Annotated in this window: 15 protein-coding genes; 7 read left to right on the top strand and 8 right to left on the bottom strand. The window is 68.2% G+C overall.

Going from position 1 to position 16,031, the window contains the following annotated elements:
- Positions 1 to 7: 7 nt before the first annotated feature.
- Positions 8 to 652: a TetR/AcrR family transcriptional regulator gene (locus tag BC102111_RS10920; protein ID WP_176472398.1), complete on the top strand. Its 645-nt coding sequence runs from the start codon at positions 8 to 10 to the stop codon at positions 650 to 652.
- 2 nt (positions 653 to 654) lie between these two features.
- Here BC102111_RS10920 and BC102111_RS10915 read toward each other — a convergent pair whose 3' ends face one another.
- Positions 655 to 1,017 (bottom strand): cupin domain-containing protein, encoded by a 363-nt coding sequence (locus tag BC102111_RS10915; protein WP_095375180.1) that lies wholly within the window; start codon positions 1,015 to 1,017, stop codon positions 655 to 657.
- Positions 1,018 to 1,182: 165 nt separating this feature from the next.
- Here BC102111_RS10915 and BC102111_RS10910 point away from each other — a divergent pair, with 165 nt between their 5' ends.
- Positions 1,183 to 2,634: an NAD(P)/FAD-dependent oxidoreductase gene (locus BC102111_RS10910; RefSeq protein ID WP_101624323.1), complete on the top strand. Its 1,452-nt coding sequence runs from the start codon at positions 1,183 to 1,185 to the stop codon at positions 2,632 to 2,634.
- A gap of 179 nt (positions 2,635 to 2,813) precedes the next feature.
- Positions 2,814 to 3,983, top strand: coding sequence for a pyridoxal phosphate-dependent aminotransferase (locus BC102111_RS10905; protein ID WP_101624322.1), 1,170 nt, complete (start codon positions 2,814 to 2,816; stop codon positions 3,981 to 3,983).
- A gap of 203 nt (positions 3,984 to 4,186) precedes the next feature.
- On the opposite strand, the gene BC102111_RS10900 is transcribed toward BC102111_RS10905, so the two are convergent.
- From BC102111_RS10900 to BC102111_RS10890, 3 genes are all read right to left on the bottom strand, one after another.
- Positions 4,187 to 4,372 carry a CsbD family protein gene (locus BC102111_RS10900; RefSeq protein ID WP_009377555.1) on the bottom strand — a complete coding sequence of 62 codons (186 nt, stop codon included), beginning with the start codon at positions 4,370 to 4,372 and terminating at the stop codon, positions 4,187 to 4,189.
- A 70-nt stretch (positions 4,373 to 4,442) separates the two neighbouring features.
- On the bottom strand, positions 4,443 to 4,727 hold the full coding sequence (locus BC102111_RS10895; protein WP_009377556.1) for a GlsB/YeaQ/YmgE family stress response membrane protein: 285 nt from the start codon (positions 4,725 to 4,727) through the stop codon (positions 4,443 to 4,445).
- 189 nt (positions 4,728 to 4,916) lie between these two features.
- Positions 4,917 to 5,573, bottom strand: a complete 657-nt coding sequence (locus BC102111_RS10890; RefSeq protein ID WP_205772182.1) for a homing endonuclease associated repeat-containing protein — start codon at positions 5,571 to 5,573, stop codon at positions 4,917 to 4,919.
- Between the two features lie 175 nt (positions 5,574 to 5,748).
- Here BC102111_RS10890 and BC102111_RS10885 point away from each other — a divergent pair, with 175 nt between their 5' ends.
- Positions 5,749 to 5,970 carry a hypothetical protein gene (locus BC102111_RS10885; protein ID WP_101624320.1) on the top strand — a complete coding sequence of 74 codons (222 nt, stop codon included), beginning with the start codon at positions 5,749 to 5,751 and terminating at the stop codon, positions 5,968 to 5,970.
- A complete protein-coding gene (locus BC102111_RS10880; protein WP_146001418.1) occupies positions 5,967 to 6,263 on the top strand; it encodes a hypothetical protein in 297 nt (98 codons plus the stop codon). Before BC102111_RS10885 ends, BC102111_RS10880 begins: the two co-directional genes overlap by 4 nt.
- A gap of 36 nt (positions 6,264 to 6,299) precedes the next feature.
- On the opposite strand, the gene BC102111_RS10875 is transcribed toward BC102111_RS10880, so the two are convergent.
- Positions 6,300 to 7,913 (bottom strand): AMP-binding protein, encoded by a 1,614-nt coding sequence (locus BC102111_RS10875; RefSeq protein WP_101624318.1) that lies wholly within the window; start codon positions 7,911 to 7,913, stop codon positions 6,300 to 6,302.
- Between the two features lie 174 nt (positions 7,914 to 8,087).
- On the opposite strand from BC102111_RS10875, the gene BC102111_RS10870 reads away from it, so the two are divergent.
- Both BC102111_RS10870 and BC102111_RS10865 read left to right on the top strand, forming a co-directional pair.
- Complete coding sequence (locus BC102111_RS10870; RefSeq protein ID WP_101624317.1) at positions 8,088 to 8,906, top strand: helix-turn-helix transcriptional regulator; 819 nt, start codon at positions 8,088 to 8,090, stop codon at positions 8,904 to 8,906.
- 46 nt (positions 8,907 to 8,952) lie between these two features.
- Positions 8,953 to 12,081, top strand: coding sequence for a DEAD/DEAH box helicase (locus tag BC102111_RS10865; protein WP_101624316.1), 3,129 nt, complete (start codon positions 8,953 to 8,955; stop codon positions 12,079 to 12,081).
- Positions 12,082 to 12,110: 29 nt separating this feature from the next.
- Here the strand turns inward: BC102111_RS10865 and BC102111_RS10860 are convergent, their stop codons facing one another.
- The 3 genes from BC102111_RS10860 to BC102111_RS10850 form a co-directional block, all read right to left on the bottom strand.
- Positions 12,111 to 13,088: a cation diffusion facilitator family transporter gene (locus BC102111_RS10860; protein WP_176472400.1), complete on the bottom strand. Its 978-nt coding sequence runs from the start codon at positions 13,086 to 13,088 to the stop codon at positions 12,111 to 12,113.
- Positions 13,089 to 13,226: 138 nt separating this feature from the next.
- Positions 13,227 to 14,636 (bottom strand): aspartate ammonia-lyase, encoded by a 1,410-nt coding sequence (locus BC102111_RS10855; RefSeq protein ID WP_101624315.1) that lies wholly within the window; start codon positions 14,634 to 14,636, stop codon positions 13,227 to 13,229.
- A complete protein-coding gene (locus BC102111_RS10850) occupies positions 14,633 to 15,973 on the bottom strand; it encodes a flavin-containing monooxygenase (RefSeq protein ID WP_095375191.1) in 1,341 nt (446 codons plus the stop codon). Before BC102111_RS10850 ends, BC102111_RS10855 begins: the two co-directional genes overlap by 4 nt.
- Positions 15,974 to 16,031 lie beyond the last annotated feature (58 nt).

The raw sequence follows: 16,031 nt of genomic DNA, 5'->3' as shown, positions 1-16,031 counted from the left end.
GGCGATGATGGCGAGGCCGCGCAGTGTCGACGTCAATGGCGACACGAAGGAGCGGATCCTCTCCGAGGCCGCCCGACTGTTCTCCGAGCTGGGATACCAGGGCGCGAGCACTCGGGCGATCACCGAGGCGGTGGGGATCAAGCAGCCGTCCCTGTTCCACTACTTCGCCGGCAAAGAAGCGATCGGCCAGGAGCTCATCGACCGGCGGGTGACGATGTCACCCCTGCTCAGCGACTGCTTCGACCACACCCCAGACGACCCCGCGCTCGACCTCTTCCGGCTCATCCGCGACGAGACGGCGCTCGAGCTGACGATGTCGCTCGACACTCGGTGGCTCTTCCGGCTCCCTCCTGCGACCGCGGAACTCTTCCCCCGATGGGAGACCGCCGTCGAGGTGGCGCGCGCGACGACTGCGACCGTCATCCGCCGCGGAATCGAGTCAGGCGATTTCACTGCCGAACATCCCCGTGCCGTCCTCGAGATCTTCGATGCCGTGGCGAACGAGTCGATGTTCTGGTCCCACGACGATCACGGTGTCCCGCCGGATACGATCGCCGAGGTGCTGCTGCGTCTCGTCATCACAGACGCGAGCACGATCGCCGCCGTCGTCGAGCGGGCCAACGAGGCCGGGTCGACGGGCGAGGCCGTGTGACCTCAGTCCTCGCTCGGGGCGATGAAGAGCTTCCGCAGCGGGGCGTCGTCGATGTACCAGCGGGTCTTCATCCCGTCTTCGAGGCGGACGAGACTGCCGGGTGAGAGCTCGACGGGCCCGCGCGCGGGGTCGTCGAACTCGATGCGTCCGGTGCCGGCGATGACGAGGAAGACCTCGTCGCCTTCGATGTCGCGCATCGCGCCGGTGCTCATCTCCCACAGTCCGTAGTCGACGCCGCCGATGGTGCCGAGCTCGGCGAAGGCCGTCGTCGCGGTCCCGGCAGCCTCGTCGAGGCGCTGCCAGTCCTCGATGGGCTCATGCTCGAGAGGGAAGGTGCGGGTGTCGATCGGCTCCATTGCGCTCATGGCCACAGTGTAATCACACGATCACGGATTCCGGGGACAACCTCGGCGATTTCATATGTCAATACACGTACGGACAACCATTTACATCGCCGATGGGCATGGGATAGAACTGGATTCGTACGGTCGCAGACAGCGCGCCGCACCCCTGCGACTAGGAGATGTCCTGTGAGCTACCTCAACGGTGAGGCCTCGTTCTGGTTGGCCCAGTCCCCGGCCGGGCCCATCGATTCCCCTCTGCCCCAGGCGAAGCAGGACCTCGTCATCGTCGGCGGGGGCATGACCGGGCTATGGTCGGCCTATTGCGCCCGGCAGGCGCACCCGGACTGGGCGATCACGGTCATCGAGGCGCGCACCGTCGGCTACGGGGCTTCGGGACGCAACGGCGGGTGGCTCTCGACGCTCATGCCCGGCAATCGCGCCCGCTTCGCCGAGGCGGTCGACCGCGCTGTCGCCACCGACCCGCACGGCCCGGTCGGGTCGGCAGGGGTCTCGGGCATCGAGTCCGTCCGAGCCTTCCAGTCGGCGCTCTTCGACTCGATCGACGAGGTCCTCGAGACGCTCGAGACCGAGGGCATCGACGCGCAGCAGGTCCGCGGCGGGCACATCGACATCGCACAGTCCGAGGCCGGGATGGCCAGGGTGCGCGAGCTCGTCGAGGCCAACCGCGAGTACGGCTACGGGCCGGACGACATGGAAGTCCTCGACGCCGAGCAGACGCGGGCGCGGATCAACGTCGACAACGCCCACGGCAGCGTCTTCGTCCCGGCCACCGCGCGCATCGATCCGGCGCTCCTCGTCGAGGGGCTCGCCCGCGTGCTCCGGGACCAGGGCGTGACGATCTGCGAGGGCACGAAGGCCGGGCACATCAGCACAGGCACCGTCGTCACCGATCGCGGACCGGTGCACGGGGAGACGATCTTCGTGTGCCTCGAGGGGTATTCGGACACGGTGTCGGGAAAGCTGCCGGGGCTCGAGGGACGCCAGGTCATCCCCGTGTTCTCGTCGATGATCGCGACCGCTCCCCTGCCGGCCGCGGCGTGGGAGGAGATCGGCTGGGAGGGCCGGGAGTGCCTCGGCGATGCCGCGCACACGTTCATCTACGCCCAGCGCACGGCCGATGATCGGATCGCGCTCGGCGGCCGGGGTGCGCCGTACGCGTTCAACTCGGGTCTGCCCGGTGATGGTCGCGTCCCCGCCGAGGTGGTCGACCTCCTCCGCACGCGCCTGTCCTCGCTCTTCCCGAGCCTCGACTTCGAGGTCGCCCACGCGTGGCGGGGCGCGCTCGGGGTGACGAGGGACTGGTGCGCCGGCATCTTCTTCGATCCCAGCCAGCGCATCGGCGTGGCGCGCGGGTATGCCGGGCACGGGGTGACGGCGACGCATCTGGCGGCGAAGACCCTGCTCGATCGGGCAGGCGGCACTCCGACTCCCCTGACCGCCCTGCCGTGGAACGACCACGTCTCCGGGCAGTGGGAGCCGGAGCCGATCCGCTGGCTCGGCATCCGGTCGATGTATCGGATCTTCAACCTCGCCGATGAGTGGGAGCGCGTCACGGGAGCGACGAAGACGAGCCTGCTCGCCCGCTTCGGGGCAAGGTTGGCGGGGTTGGCGGAGTAGGTCGCGCCGGGCACACGTGGTGCCCGGCTGCCCGTCTCCTGGACGTTCTAGACAGGTTCTCAGGCCGAAAACCTGCCCATTTCGTCCAGGAGACGGGCAGCCGGAGACCTCGCGCCCTCATCTGACACACTCGAGACATCCTCACCTCGCTCGAGACACCCCGACGAAGGAGCGCATCCGTGACCGACCCGTACCGGCGCATCTCCCCGATGGCGCAGACCTACCCTGCCTCGGACATCCGGAAGATGTTCAACCTCGCGCTCGACTTTCCCGACGCCGTCAAGCTCACGGTCGGCGAACCGGACTTCCCCACGCCTGAGCACATCAAGGCCGCAGGCATCCGCGCGATCGAGGACGACGCGACGAAGTATGTCGCCAACGCGGGGCTGCCCGGCCTGCGGGAGGCGATCGCCGGGAAGTACTCCACGCGGTGGAATCGCGAGATCGGCATCGACAATGTCATGGTCACCTTCGGGGCGATGGAAGCGCTCACCCTCTCCCTCGACACGACGGTCTCCCCGGGTCAGGAGGTCATCATCGCCGACCCCTGCTTCCCGAACTATCTCGGGCAGATCCACCGCCTCGGCGCCGTTGCCGTTCCGGTGCCCGTGCGGGAGGAGTCGGGGTTCAAGGTCCGTGCCGGCGACGTCCGGGCCGCGGTGACCGAGAAGACGGCGGCGATCATCCTCAACAGCCCGTCCAATCCGCTCGGGTCGATCATCGACCGCGAGGACCTTGAGCTGATCGCCGATCTCGCCGATGAGTTCGGGTTCACGGTCATCTCCGACGAGGTCTATGACGAGATCGTCTTCGACGACTCGACGTTCACCTCCATCGCCGAGGTGCGACCCGGGTTCGATCGGTTCCTCGTCGTCGGCAGCTTCTCGAAGACCTATGCGATGACGGGCTGGCGGTGCGGCTTCGTCATCGCTCCGGCCGAGTTCATCCCGCCGATGCCTCTGCTCCAGGAGGGCCTGACGTCGAGCCTGCCCGGGTTCGTCCAGGAGGCGGCGATCGCCGCGATCACGGGCCCTCAGTCGGTCGTCGGGGAGATGGTGCAGTCCTACGCCGAACGCCGCGACCTCATCGTCGACCGGCTCAACGCCATCGACGGCATCAGCGTGCTCCGCCCCGAGGCGACGTTCTATGCGTTCGCCAACGTCAAGGACTGGGGAATGACGTCATGGGAGGTCGCAACCCAGCTGCTCGAGAAGCACGATCTCGCGACGATCCCCGGTTCCGCGTTCGGCCCTGAGGGTGAGGGGTATCTGCGCCTGACCTTCGCCGTCTCCCCGGAGACGATCGTCGAGGCGTGCCGCCGGCTGGAGGCATTCGCCGCGACCCGCTGAACCCGACCCGCTGAGCGCGGTCCGCTGAGCGCGGTCCGCTGAACGCTGTCCGCTGAGTCCGACCGCCGGACATCGTCCGGGCACAGCAGAGGCGGGGACAGCACGATCGTGCACCCGCCTCTGTGTCATCCGGTCAACCGCGGAGAGCGCGATTGCCGGGGTCTATCGCCGACGCTCAGGCGCGCCGGAGTTCCTACGACCGATCAGTGACGACGGTCGGTGACATCCTTTGCGGTGTCCTTGAGCTTCTCGCCGGCCTGCTTGGTGCCGGCGGCAGCCTGATCGGCCTTGCCCTCGGCCTGCATCTGCTCGTTGCCGATGGCCTTGCCGGTGGCGTCCTTGGCCTTGCCCTTGAGTTCCTGGGCCTTATTGTCGAACTTGTCCTTCATGCTCACGGCATGCTCCTTTTCTCTGGATGTGCGTTCTGGTCTGGTCAGTTGAGGGCTGACCAGCGTTCCGTCAGGCGGTCTTGGCTCCGCGGTTCTTCGTGATGAGACCCCAGACGAACGCGAAGACGATCGCACCGATCACAGCGATGAAGAACGAGCCCCACGACCAGGGATCCGAGAACACAGCGCCGATGCCCTTGCCGCCGAACAGTCCGAAGAGGAGTCCGCCGACGAAAGCGCCGATGACTCCGAGGATGATCGTGCTGATCCATCCTCCGGCCTGCTTACCCGGGAGGATGAGCTTCGCGAGGGCGCCCGCGAGCAGCCCGACGATGATCCAACCGATGACAACCATGATTTCAGTCCCTTCGATTCAGTCACCGAGCGCGTGCGCCATCTGCGCACGTCAGTCGGTTCCATCTATACAGACGTTCAGAGACTACAAACCTCACGCACGATTCGCAAGGATTTTTGCCGGATCGTGTCCCAAGTGATGTTGTCGTTTCGAATCGTGGAACTCAGGCGACGAAAAGTGGATGAAGCCTCACTTCGCCGAGGTGAGAGCCGTGTTCCAGCTTCCGTAGAACTTTCGCACGGCGGCAGCAGAGGGCACCGTTCCTTTGTGTTCGGCGGCGTAGTTCCCGTACTCCTTGTAGGTCGCCGCGACTCCGCGGGATTCGCAGTCGGCGAGGAAGGCGGTGATCGCCGAATCGTAAGCGGCGGCATCGAATCGCAGTTGACCCTTCGCTCGCCCCACACTGCTCGTCGCCAACCCGGCGGCCGTGAGAGCGGCGTTCCATGATCCGAACCGCTGCACTGCCGTCTGGCTGGTCGGCGGCCACGTGCTCGCCCCCTTGGTCGAACCCACCCCGAGGTGGTCGAGCACAGCCGTACGCGCCAGGTCGTACTTCGCGGCGGTGAGGCTCGGCTTCTCTCCACGGTTGCGGATGAACCGGATGGCGGAGGCCACCTCGTCGACGGTGTCGGTGATCAACGTGGGGGAATCGGAGAACTGGGCCTGCAGGACTGCCTCGACTCCGGCGATGATGTCCTTGTCGCCTCGGCCGAGCGGCCTCGTCGGATTCCGCGGAGGAGCGGCGTTGAGCAGATCGACCGTGCGCGCGGTCGCGAGCAGCAGTGCACCGAGAATCGCGGGAGACGAGATGTGGGACCGATCGGAGGCTTCTTTCACGCCTCTCATCCTACGGTGGCACTATCGTTGTCGTCATGAGGATGGCGCACGAACTCACCGTCGAGGATCTCGTTGCACGCGTCTTCAACGACCTGCAGGACTTCGTCGCCGAGTCGTCATTCGGGTGGGGCGAGCTGCGCGGCGAATAGGCACGCGTGAGCGATTTCGTGGCTATGCTCCGATCATGGACGCCACCGAACGCACATCCGCCGACAAGGCGATCGAGTGGGCGAAGACATCCCAGACTCCTCCAGCACGACTCACCGAGGTCTTCGCCATCATCAACGGACAGGGCAAACGCAAGGAATCCATCCTCATCGCTCGCTACGACCGCAGACCGCCGTTGCCGCCGGGAGTCGAGCGCGAACCCTGGTACTCCGAGTCGTCGCTGACGTTGTCCTCATGACCCGATCACCGCGCCTGAGAGACGACCAGGTCATGGAGCGCATCGTCCGACCCGCCGTCGATCGCATCCTCCGCGACGGTGAACTCGACCGTCTCGACATCATCGAAGGGCGCAGCCGCAACCTCATCGACGTGCGCATCACGGTCGGCGACGAAGTCTTCATCCTTCCGGTGACGGTTCCCCGCGCCGATGACGACGAGGAGATAGCCGAGATGGCCCAGCACTTCTTCGACATGCTCCAGGACTTCGTCGCGGAGTCCTCCTTCGCATGGGGTGAACTCCGCGGGGAGTGACCGGCCGCTTCACGGCCGCACCGTCACGTTGACCCGTCACACCTCGAGGTCGCGGAGCACGAAGCGTTGGACCTTCCCGCTCGGAGTCTTGGGCAGCTCCTCGACGACGTGGACCCGGCGCGGGTAGGCGTGGGCTCCATAGGTGCCGCGCACCGCGTTCTGCAGGCGCGTGACGAGGTCGTCGTCGGCGCCGACCGCGGGATCGATGACGACGAAAGCCTCGATCACCTCACCGCGGATCTCATCGGGACGCCCGACCACGGCCGCCTCGATGACGGCATCGTCGGTGACGAGGATGCTCTCGATGTCGAACGGTGCGATCCGGTATCCGGCGGCGAGGATGACGTCGTCATCCCGCGACGCGAAGAAGAAGTCCGGGCCGTCGACGCGTCCGACGTCTCCCGAGAAGTACCATCTCCCGTCGGCCGTGAAGCGCTCGCGCGTCTGCTCGGGTGCGTCGACGTAGCCCGTGAACCACATGAGCGGGCTGTCGTCGACCGACAGCGCGATCGACCCGCCGATCGTGCCTGCGACGAATCCCGGCAGCGCCTGGCCCATGGACCGCTCTGCCACGGTGGTGCGCAGGCGCTCGTCCCACGCGTTGCCGATCGCCATGCCCTGTTCGGTCTGTCCCCAGTGGTCGCGCACGGTGACCCCGAGGGCTCCGGAGGCCCACTCGACGACATCCGAGGTCAGCGGCTCCCCCGCCGAGGAAGCGGCCCGCAGCGGCTGCGCGGCGGTGATCCCGGCCTTCTTCAGCGCCCGGTAGACCGTCGGTGCGGCCGCGATGTTGGAGACCTCGAGGTCGTTGAGCAGCCGACCCGTGGTCTCCGGGCTGAAGCCGCCGGCGAAGAGAATGTTGGGTCGACCGATCGCCAAGGGGCCGACGATGCCGTAGTAGAGCCCATAGGCCCAGCCGGGGTCGGCGGCGTTCCAGAACACATCGTCGTCGGAGACCCCCAGCCCGTAGCGCATGTAGGCGATGAACGCCCCGATCGCCGATGCCGGCACTCCGACGGCCTTCGGTGTGCCCGTCGTGCCCGAGGTGTAGAGCTGGAGGAAGAGCCCGTCGCCGCCGACCGCCTCGGCGGTGCCGGTCGGCTCATGACCGTCGATCTCCCGGTCGAGGTCGTCACCGGTGCTGAGCACGGGAATGTCGATGCCCTCGAGCTTGGGCTGCTGGGCGGCATCGGCGACGATGAGCGCCGCCTTCGCGCCGTTGACTCGCGCCGCGATCGCCGGCCCGGCGAAGGCCGTGAACAGGGGGACCTCGACGGCACCGAGTCGCCACAGCGCCATGAGCACCACGGGAAGCTGGCGCGTCTTCTCCATGAGCACACCCACGCGTGAGCCGCGGTCGACGCCGAGTTCGGCGAGGTACGCCGCGAGCCGCCTCGAGCGATCGGCGAGCTCCCCGTAGGTGAGGTGGTAGGGCTCCATGCGATCATCGACGCAGACGAACGCCGTGTCCGCGCTCGGGTGACCGTCACAGAGCACCTCGGCGACGGAGACATCGGGAGCGGTGAAGCGTCGGCTGAGGGCGGCGACCTCAGCGACGATGTCGGGATGGTCTTGCCACGGCGCGGGCGCGGTCAGCAACTCTTCGGTCGAACTCTCAGTCGCACTCTCGGTCGGGGTCGCATCGGTCATCGCTTACTCCTCGCTCGGACTCGGCGCCGGCATCCTGTCGGCGGCGCCTCACGGTGCGGACGGGGTCCGCACCGCGTTGAAGTGAGACTAGGCAACGCCCCGCATCGTTGACTACCCTCCGAAGAGGGGTGCCGGCCGTCACCGCAGACGACTGGGCGCGAGATCTCGAGGGGAATGGGGGCGACGTTGGCCACGCCGGGCAGTGAACGCATCCGCCGCTCACTCGACCGCATCCGCTCCGCGACGGGCGCGGATCTTGCCTTCGGAGGCGAGGTCACCGGTGATCGCGGACTGCGCCTCGCTCATTTCTTCGGCCATACCGTGGGCGCGCTGCCCGGCGTCACCCTCCACTACGACGCAGGCCTCGGGGGTCGTGCCGTCGCTCTCCGCCGCCCCCTGGCCCTCAACGACTACGTCACCTCCGATGCGATCTCCCACCACTACGACGAAGTGATCACGGCTGAACGGCTGCGCGGGATCGCCGCCGCTCCCGTCGTCATCGACCGGGAGACGACCGTCGTCCTCTACGCCGCCTTCCGCACCGACACCGGCATCGCCGACCGGCTCCTCTCCCTGCTCACCGACGAAGCGCGGGACCTCGAGCATGCCCTCATCACGGCAGACGATGAGATCGACGATACCGCCGAGGCGGCCCGTGCCCTCCTCTCCCGCGTCCGGCTCGTCCACGGCGAGCTGCGCACGCTCAGTGCCGGCGTGCACGACCGCCGCCTACAGCGCGAGCTGCGCGCGATCGCCGATTCCCTGACAGCCACCGAGGAGAGCGGGAACCGAGGCGTCGTCGGGCTCACCGACCGCGAGACCGATGTGCTCGCACTTGCCGCGACCGGGTTGACGAACCAGGAGATCGGCGACCGGCTCGGCCTCACCCTGCTCACCGTCAAGGCCTATATGAAGGCGATCATGGCCAAGCTCAACGCCCGGACCCGGTTCGCCGCCGTCGTCGAAGCACAGAAGGCGGGCCTCCTCCCCTGACCTCGGACCGACCACCCGTGTCACCGGGCAGTGAGAGGATGGGGTCGTGACCGCGAACCGACCGAGCACTCCCCCGAATCCGCGGGGTCGTGCATCCGGATCGGCCACCCCCGCCGACTGGAGGACGGCCTTCGCCTCCTTCGCCGAGGCGGCCCCCACCATGCACACGCCCGCGGCCCTGGGATTCGAGCTCGTCGAGGTCGTCCCCCGATCATGGTTCGAACCCCAGCACACCACCCTCCTCACGAGGGCTGAGGTGAGCCCGGGTGCGAACCCGAGACTCGCGATCCGCCCACTCGTCCTCAGCGACTCCGGCAACTGGGTGAAGAAGTCGCTGAGCTGGCGCACGATCGACCGTATGAGCGCCCAGTTCGGTGCCGACCCCCGCCACCAGGAGTGGTTCTCCCAGCTCGCGGGCCTGCGCACCCGGGACAAGACGGACTTCACGCCCGACGGGGCGGCGTACAACCTCGGCGATTTCCACACCTCCCTGCTCTGGGACGTCTTCACCCACGGTGCCGAGCTCGGGATCGCCTTCGTCGGGGTCAACCAGGGCATGGATGTGCGCATCGGCCGCGAGGCGACGGCCGTCATCGACGTGCGCACGGTGCGGGGCGGCCTGCGCGTGCAGCCGCAGGTGACGATCGACGAACGCCCTATCGCTCCGGGGCTCGCGAAGCCGATCTGGACGCACGGGTTCTTCGGCGTCGACACCCGCACCGGGTTCACGGTCACGCTGGCGCCCGCGGAGAAGGCCACGACCGCCTCGGCGCTGCCGGCCCTGTCCGCACCGGGACCGATCACGATCCCCCGCGACGACGCCGAGGAGTTCTTCGAGGAGTACTACCCGCTGCTGCGCACGAGCACCGAGGTCGTGAGCAGCGACGAATCCGTCCGCTTCCCGCACTACCGGGATCCGCGGCTCACCCTCGACCTCACCTTCGGCGCGCAGGACCGGCTGAGCGTGCGCTGGTACTGGGAGTACTCGGGTCCGCGCCGGACCCTGCCGGTGCGGCAGCCCTCCGGCTCCCGGCGCGCCGAGGGAACGGTCCAGCCGAACCCGGGCTCCGCCTCGGCGGGGAGGGACACCGAACTGCGCGACGTCGACCACGAGGACTCCGTCCTCGCCGAGGTCACCTCCCTGCTGCAGGCGTTCACCCCCTCCGACCCGGGCACGGACTTCCCGACCGCCCCGAGCGACCTCGAGCTCACCGACGCCGACACCGCCGACTTCGTCACCACGGTCCTTCCCGGGCTCGAGGAGATCGAGCACGTCCACGTCGTCACCCGCGGGAAGCGGCAGCCCTACCGTGAGCTCGGCGGGGAACCGAGCGTGAAGATCACCTCGGTCGAGGCGGAGAAGAACGACTGGTTCGAGCTCGGCTTACAGATCAGCATCGGCGGGCGGCCCGTGCCCTTCGTCAAGCTCTTCACCGCGCTCGCGAAGGGCCAGCGCAAGCTCAAGCTCGCCGACGACTCGTACCTCTCGCTCGACCGTCCCGTCTTCGACCGGCTCAAGTCCCTCCTCGCCGAGGCGGACCTCATCCCCGAATGGGAACCCGAGTCCCCGAAGATCAGCCGCCTCCACGTCGGGCTGTGGTCGGAGTTCGAGGATCTCGCCGACGAGGCCGAACCCGCCGTGACCTGGCGCGAGTCCGCACAGGCCCTGCGTGATCTCGAGCATCTGCCGGCCACCGAGGTGCCCGAACTCGACGGCGTCACCCTCCGCCCGTACCAGGTGCAAGGGTTCCGCTGGCTGTCCCTCCTCCACCGGTGCCGCCTCGGCGGGATCCTCGCCGACGACATGGGGCTCGGCAAGACCGTGCAGACGCTCGCGCTCGTCGCCCACGCCCGCCGCACGGACCGCAGGACCGGGGCCGACGGCCGGACGGCACCGCCGTTCCTCGTCGTCGCCCCCACCTCGGTGGTCCCGTTGTGGGCACAGGAGGCGGCGAAGGTCACCCCTGACCTCGACGTTCGCGTCATCGGTGAGTCCCGGCGGAAGCGGAAGATCCCCCTCGCCGAGGTGGTCGCCGGGGCCGATGTCATCGTCGTCTCGTACGCGATCCTCCGGCTTGATGAGGACGAGATCGCCGCACACGAGTGGGCGGGGCTCATCCTCGACGAAGCGCAGTTCGTCAAGAACGGCTCCTCCCAGGTCCATCAGGCGGCGAAGGCGGTGAGCGCCCCGTTCCGGCTCGCGCTCACGGGCACACCGCTCGAGAACTCGCTGCGGGATGTGTGGTCGCTGTTCTCGATCACCGCGCCCGGGCTCTTCCCCTCCCCGCACCGGTTCGAGGAGGAGTACGTCCGGCCGATCGAATCGGGGGAGAACCCGGGGCGGATGCAACGCCTGCAGCGGCGGATCCGCCCGTTCCTCCTGCGCCGGACGAAGGACCTCGTCGCCGCCGACCTGCCGGAGAAGCAGGAGCAGGTCATCACCGTCGAGCTCAGTCCCGCACACCGACAGCTCTACGACCGGATACTGCAGAAGGAGCGGAAGAAGCTGCTCGGGTTCATCGACAGCGACTACGACCGGCAGCGCTTCATCGTCTTCCGCTCGCTCACGCTCCTGCGCATGCTCGCCCTCGACCCGCGCATCGTCGACGCCGAGCATGCCGACGTGCCCTCGAGCAAGCTCACCGCGCTCCTCGAGCGTCTCGACGAGGTCGTCGCCGAAGGCCACCGGTCGATCGTGTTCAGCCAGTTCACCTCGTTCCTCGACCATGTCGGCGAGGAGTTGGAGTCCCGCGGGATCCCCTACGTCGTCCTCGACGGGTCGACCCGCAACCGCGCCGAGGTGGTCGAGGCCTTCCGCACCGGCACAGCACCCGTGTTCCTCATCAGCCTCAAGGCCGGCGGGTTCGGTCTCACGCTCACCGAGGCGGACTACGTCTTCCTCATGGATCCGTGGTGGAATCCCGCCGCGGAGAATCAGGCGATCGACCGCGCCCACCGGATAGGGCAGACCGATCACGTCATCGTCTACCGCTACGTCGCCGAAGGCACGATCGAGGAGAAGGTGCTCGGCCTGCAGCGGAAGAAGGCCGAGCTCTTCGACGACCTCATGACAGACGAGCTCGCCGACCGTGACGCTCCCCTGCGCAACGCCTCAGGTCAGGCGTTCAGTCAGACGATCAGCGCCGAGGACATCCGTCAGCTCTTCGAGGGGTGAGGGCCCTGGAGGCGGGTAACGACATCTCGTCACTGCCCGTTCGGCACCAACGCCTTCTCCCCCGGCGCGGCCGGGGTGAGGATGATCTCCTCGACCATCGGGTGCTCCTCGAGGTGGCGTTCGACGGTGCGCAGGCGCACGGCGAGCTCGCTCTCCTTCGCATCGCCGACGAGGTCGACGGCCGCGACGACGAAGACCTTGCCCGAACCGACGAACTCGACGTGGAGGTAGGTGACCTCGACGATGTCCTTGTCCGCGAGCAGGTCGGTGAGGATCATGTCGCGGATGTGCGGGGTGACGTTCTCCCCGACGAGGTACCGGCGATTGCGGTCGATGAGGACGATCGCGACGATGCCGAGGAGCACACCGACGAGGATCGACCCGATCGCGTCGAACGCGGCGATGCCGGTGATCTGGTGGAGGAACATCGCGAGGAATGCGATGACGAGCCCGATGAGCGCCGCGGCGTCCTCGGCGAAGACCGCCCGCAGGGTCGGGTTCGATCCCTTGAGGACATAGCGCAGGGTCGGCTGCCGCAGCTGACCGGCGCGCCTGCGCGACTGCCGGACCGACTGGAGGAACGAGAAGCCCTCGAGGACCGCGGAGATCGCGAGGACGATGTAGCCGACCGTGTAGTCGGAGTCGGCCTCGTCGACGAAGAGCGACTGGAAGCCGTGCCAGATCGAGACCGCTGAGCCGACGGTGAAGATTCCGAACGCCGCAAACATCGACCACACGTAGGCTTCGCGCCCGTACCCGAGCGGATGCGACGCATCGGCGGGCCGAGCGGCCTTGCGTTCGGCGATGAGGAGGAAGACCTCGTTGCCGGCATCCGCCCACGAGTGGGCCGCCTCGGCGACGAGGGCCGCCGATCCGGTCATCCCCGCCGCGATCGTCTTCGCGATGGCGACGGCGACGTTCGCGGCGAACGCGATGATGACGGTGATCCAGCTGCTGCCCGCGGCCTTGTGCGCCTCGGTGTCGACTCGGCCCGAACGCTCGGCCATGGCAGTGTCCTCCCCGTCGCAGGTCGTTGAGCCGTCGGTCGGCTCGCAGGTGACCAGCATACGGTGAACCGCCTCGGCGAACGAGACCCTCGCCCCTCGGAACGGGTCGCAACCCGCCCTGCCGGACGAGGGTCCGGTTCACACCCCCGTCAGCCGTGACGGGGTGAGCAGCGCATCGAGCTCACCGAACTCGAGCAGTCCGCGGCTCTCGACGAGATCGGCGACCCGGACATCGCCGGCGAGCGCCTCCTTCGCGAGGGCGGCCGCCGAGGCATAGCCGATGACCGGGGCGAGCGCGGTGATGACGGTGACCGACCGGGCGACCGTGTCGGCGAGCTTGGCCTCGTTCGCGGTGATCCCCTCGATGCAGTTGACCCGGAACGTCCGGCACGCGCGTTCGAGCCACGTGATCGACTGGAACAGCGAGTGGGCGATGATCGGCTCGAACGCGTTGAGCTGCAGCTGCCCCGCCTCGACGGCCATCGACACCGTGACATCGGCCCCGGCCACGGCGAACGCGACCTGTGTGACCGCTTCGGGGATGACCGGATTGACCTTTCCCGGCATGATCGACGACCCCGCCTGCCGCGGCGGCAGGCCGATCTCGCTGAGGCCGGCCTGCGGACCCGAGGAGAGCAGCCGCAGATCACCGGCGATCTTCGAGAGCTTGAGGGCACTGCGTTTGAGTGCGGCCGAGAACGTCACGAACGCCCCCGTGTCACTCGTCGATTCGACGAGATCACCGGCCGTGACGAGGTCGAGTCCCGTGACCGTGCGCAGGTGCCGGATGACCGCGTCCCGGTAGCCGACCGGGGCGTTGATCCCCGTCCCGATCGCCGTCGCCCCCATATTCACCTCGCCGAGGAGGCCGACCGCCTCGTCGAGCCGTTCGATGTCCTCCCGCAGGGTCACGGCGAAGGCCGTGAACTCCTGCCCGAGCGTCATCGGCACGGCGTCCTGGAGCTGGGTGCGCCCGACCTTGACGATGTGCGCGAACTCGGCTCCCTTGGCCGCGAACGCCTCGGCGAGGAGTCTGAGTTCGCTGGTCAGCGACGTGAGGGAGAAGGCGAGCGCGATCTTCACCGCCGTCGGGTACGTGTCGTTCGTCGACTGGCTGCGGTTCGTGTGGTCGTTGGGGTTGAGGTGCGCGTAGTCGCCCTTGCTCCACCCGCCGAGTTCGAGGGCCCGGTTCGTCACCACCTCGTTGACGTTCATGTTCGTCGAGGTCCCGGCTCCGCCCTGGACGACGCCGACCGTGAACTCGTCGAGGAGCCGACCGGCCTTGATCTCTTCGCACGCGACATCGATGAGGCCTGATCGTTCGGCGTCGAGGGCGCCGATCTCGAGGTTCGCCCGGGCGGCCGCCTGCTTGACGCATGCGTAGGCGCGCACGAACTCCGGGTAGACGGAGATCGGGCGGGCCGCGATCGGGAAGTTCTCCATCGCCCGGGCCGTATGGACGCCCCAGTAAGCGCCGGCGGGGATCTCAAGGCTGCCGAGCGCATCGGTCTTGGTGCGGGTGTCGCCTTCGCCGAGGCGGGCGGTCATCCCGCAGCCTCGAGCAGTTCCGCGGTCGCGGACTCACCGGTGCGGGCGGTGCCGGGTTGGGCACCGGAGCGGGTCCCCGTCGGCGTAAAGTCGCGGTACATCCGCTGGATCCCGATCTGGTCGGCGAGGTACTTCGCGTCGTGCCACACGCCCCAGATGAAGCTCGAGCCCCTCCTCGACAGCCATGGCAGGCCGAGGAAGTAGACCCCGGGCACCGGGGTGACGCCGCGCTGCTGGACGGGGTAACCGCGCTCGTCGAGGACCCCGGGCACGTCGAGCCACGAGTAGTCGACGCCGAACCCGGTCGCCCAGATCACCGTGCGCACACCCGCCTCGGCGAGGTCGAGTTCGCGGATCGGATTCCGCACACCCTCGGGGTCGGGCCCGAGTTCGTGTGCTTCGGGCTCCTCCGGCAGGTCGAGACCGTTGCGCTCGATAAAGTCATCGGCGGCCCGGAGCAGGGAGAGGTAGTTCTCGTCCCCGCGGGCGATGTTCTCGCCGAGGTCGTCGCCGACGAAGAGGGTTCCATCCGAGAAGCCGTTCGCCCGTCCGAGCAGGGTGATGCCTGAGGCCTCGAGGTCGCGGAAGTCGACGGTGTGGCCGCCGCGGGCACCGCTGACGGCGATCGTCACATGGTCGGCTCCGACCGGCGGCGCCGCGAGGTCCCAGAGGCCGAGCGCTCCGAGCCACCAGCAGAAGTCCCGACCGCGGTAGGAGCGCGGCGGCCGGTCGTGGGGTCCGACGGCGAGGTGGACCTTCCGGCCCGAGGCCTGGATCTCGGCGGCGATCTGGACCCCGGAGGAGCCGGCACCGACGACGAGGACCCCACCGTCGTCGAGCTGCTCGGGGTTCTTGTACGCGTTCGAGTGCAGCTGGGTGAGACCCGCCTCGGCGGGGATGATCGCGGGGACGTTGGGCACCTGGAACGGTCCGGTGGCGGCGACGACGTAGTCCGCGTCGATCGTCCCGGTGTCGGTCTCGACGCGGTAGCCGGGAGCACCGTCGAGCGCCTTCACCGAGGTGACGGTGACCCCGGTGCGCACCGGCAGGCGCCTGCGGTCGACGAGGGTCTGGAAGTAGTCGGCGACCTCGGTCTTCGTCGCGAACGCCTCGGGGTCGGTGTCCTCGAACTCCTGGGTGGGGAACCGGTCGTGCCAGGCGGGGCCGTTGGCGACGAGGGAGTCCCAGCGGCGAGTCCGCCATGCCTCGGCGACGCGGTCGCGTTCGAGGACGATGTGGGGGACGCCTTGGGACTCGAGGTGCTCGCTCATCGCGATTCCGGCTTGTCCGCCGCCGACGATGACGACCTCGGTGGTTTCTGCGGCTCTCTGCGGCATGGGGTGCCCTTTCTCCGGCCCGCATCCGGTGATCGGTGCGGGGTGTGCGTCGTTGCTG

Origin of the sequence: Brevibacterium casei CIP 102111 (assembly GCF_900169275.1) — a bacterium.
GTDB classification, from domain to species: domain Bacteria; phylum Actinomycetota; class Actinomycetes; order Actinomycetales; family Brevibacteriaceae; genus Brevibacterium; species Brevibacterium casei.
This window is presented reverse-complemented; position numbering and strand designations above follow the sequence as displayed.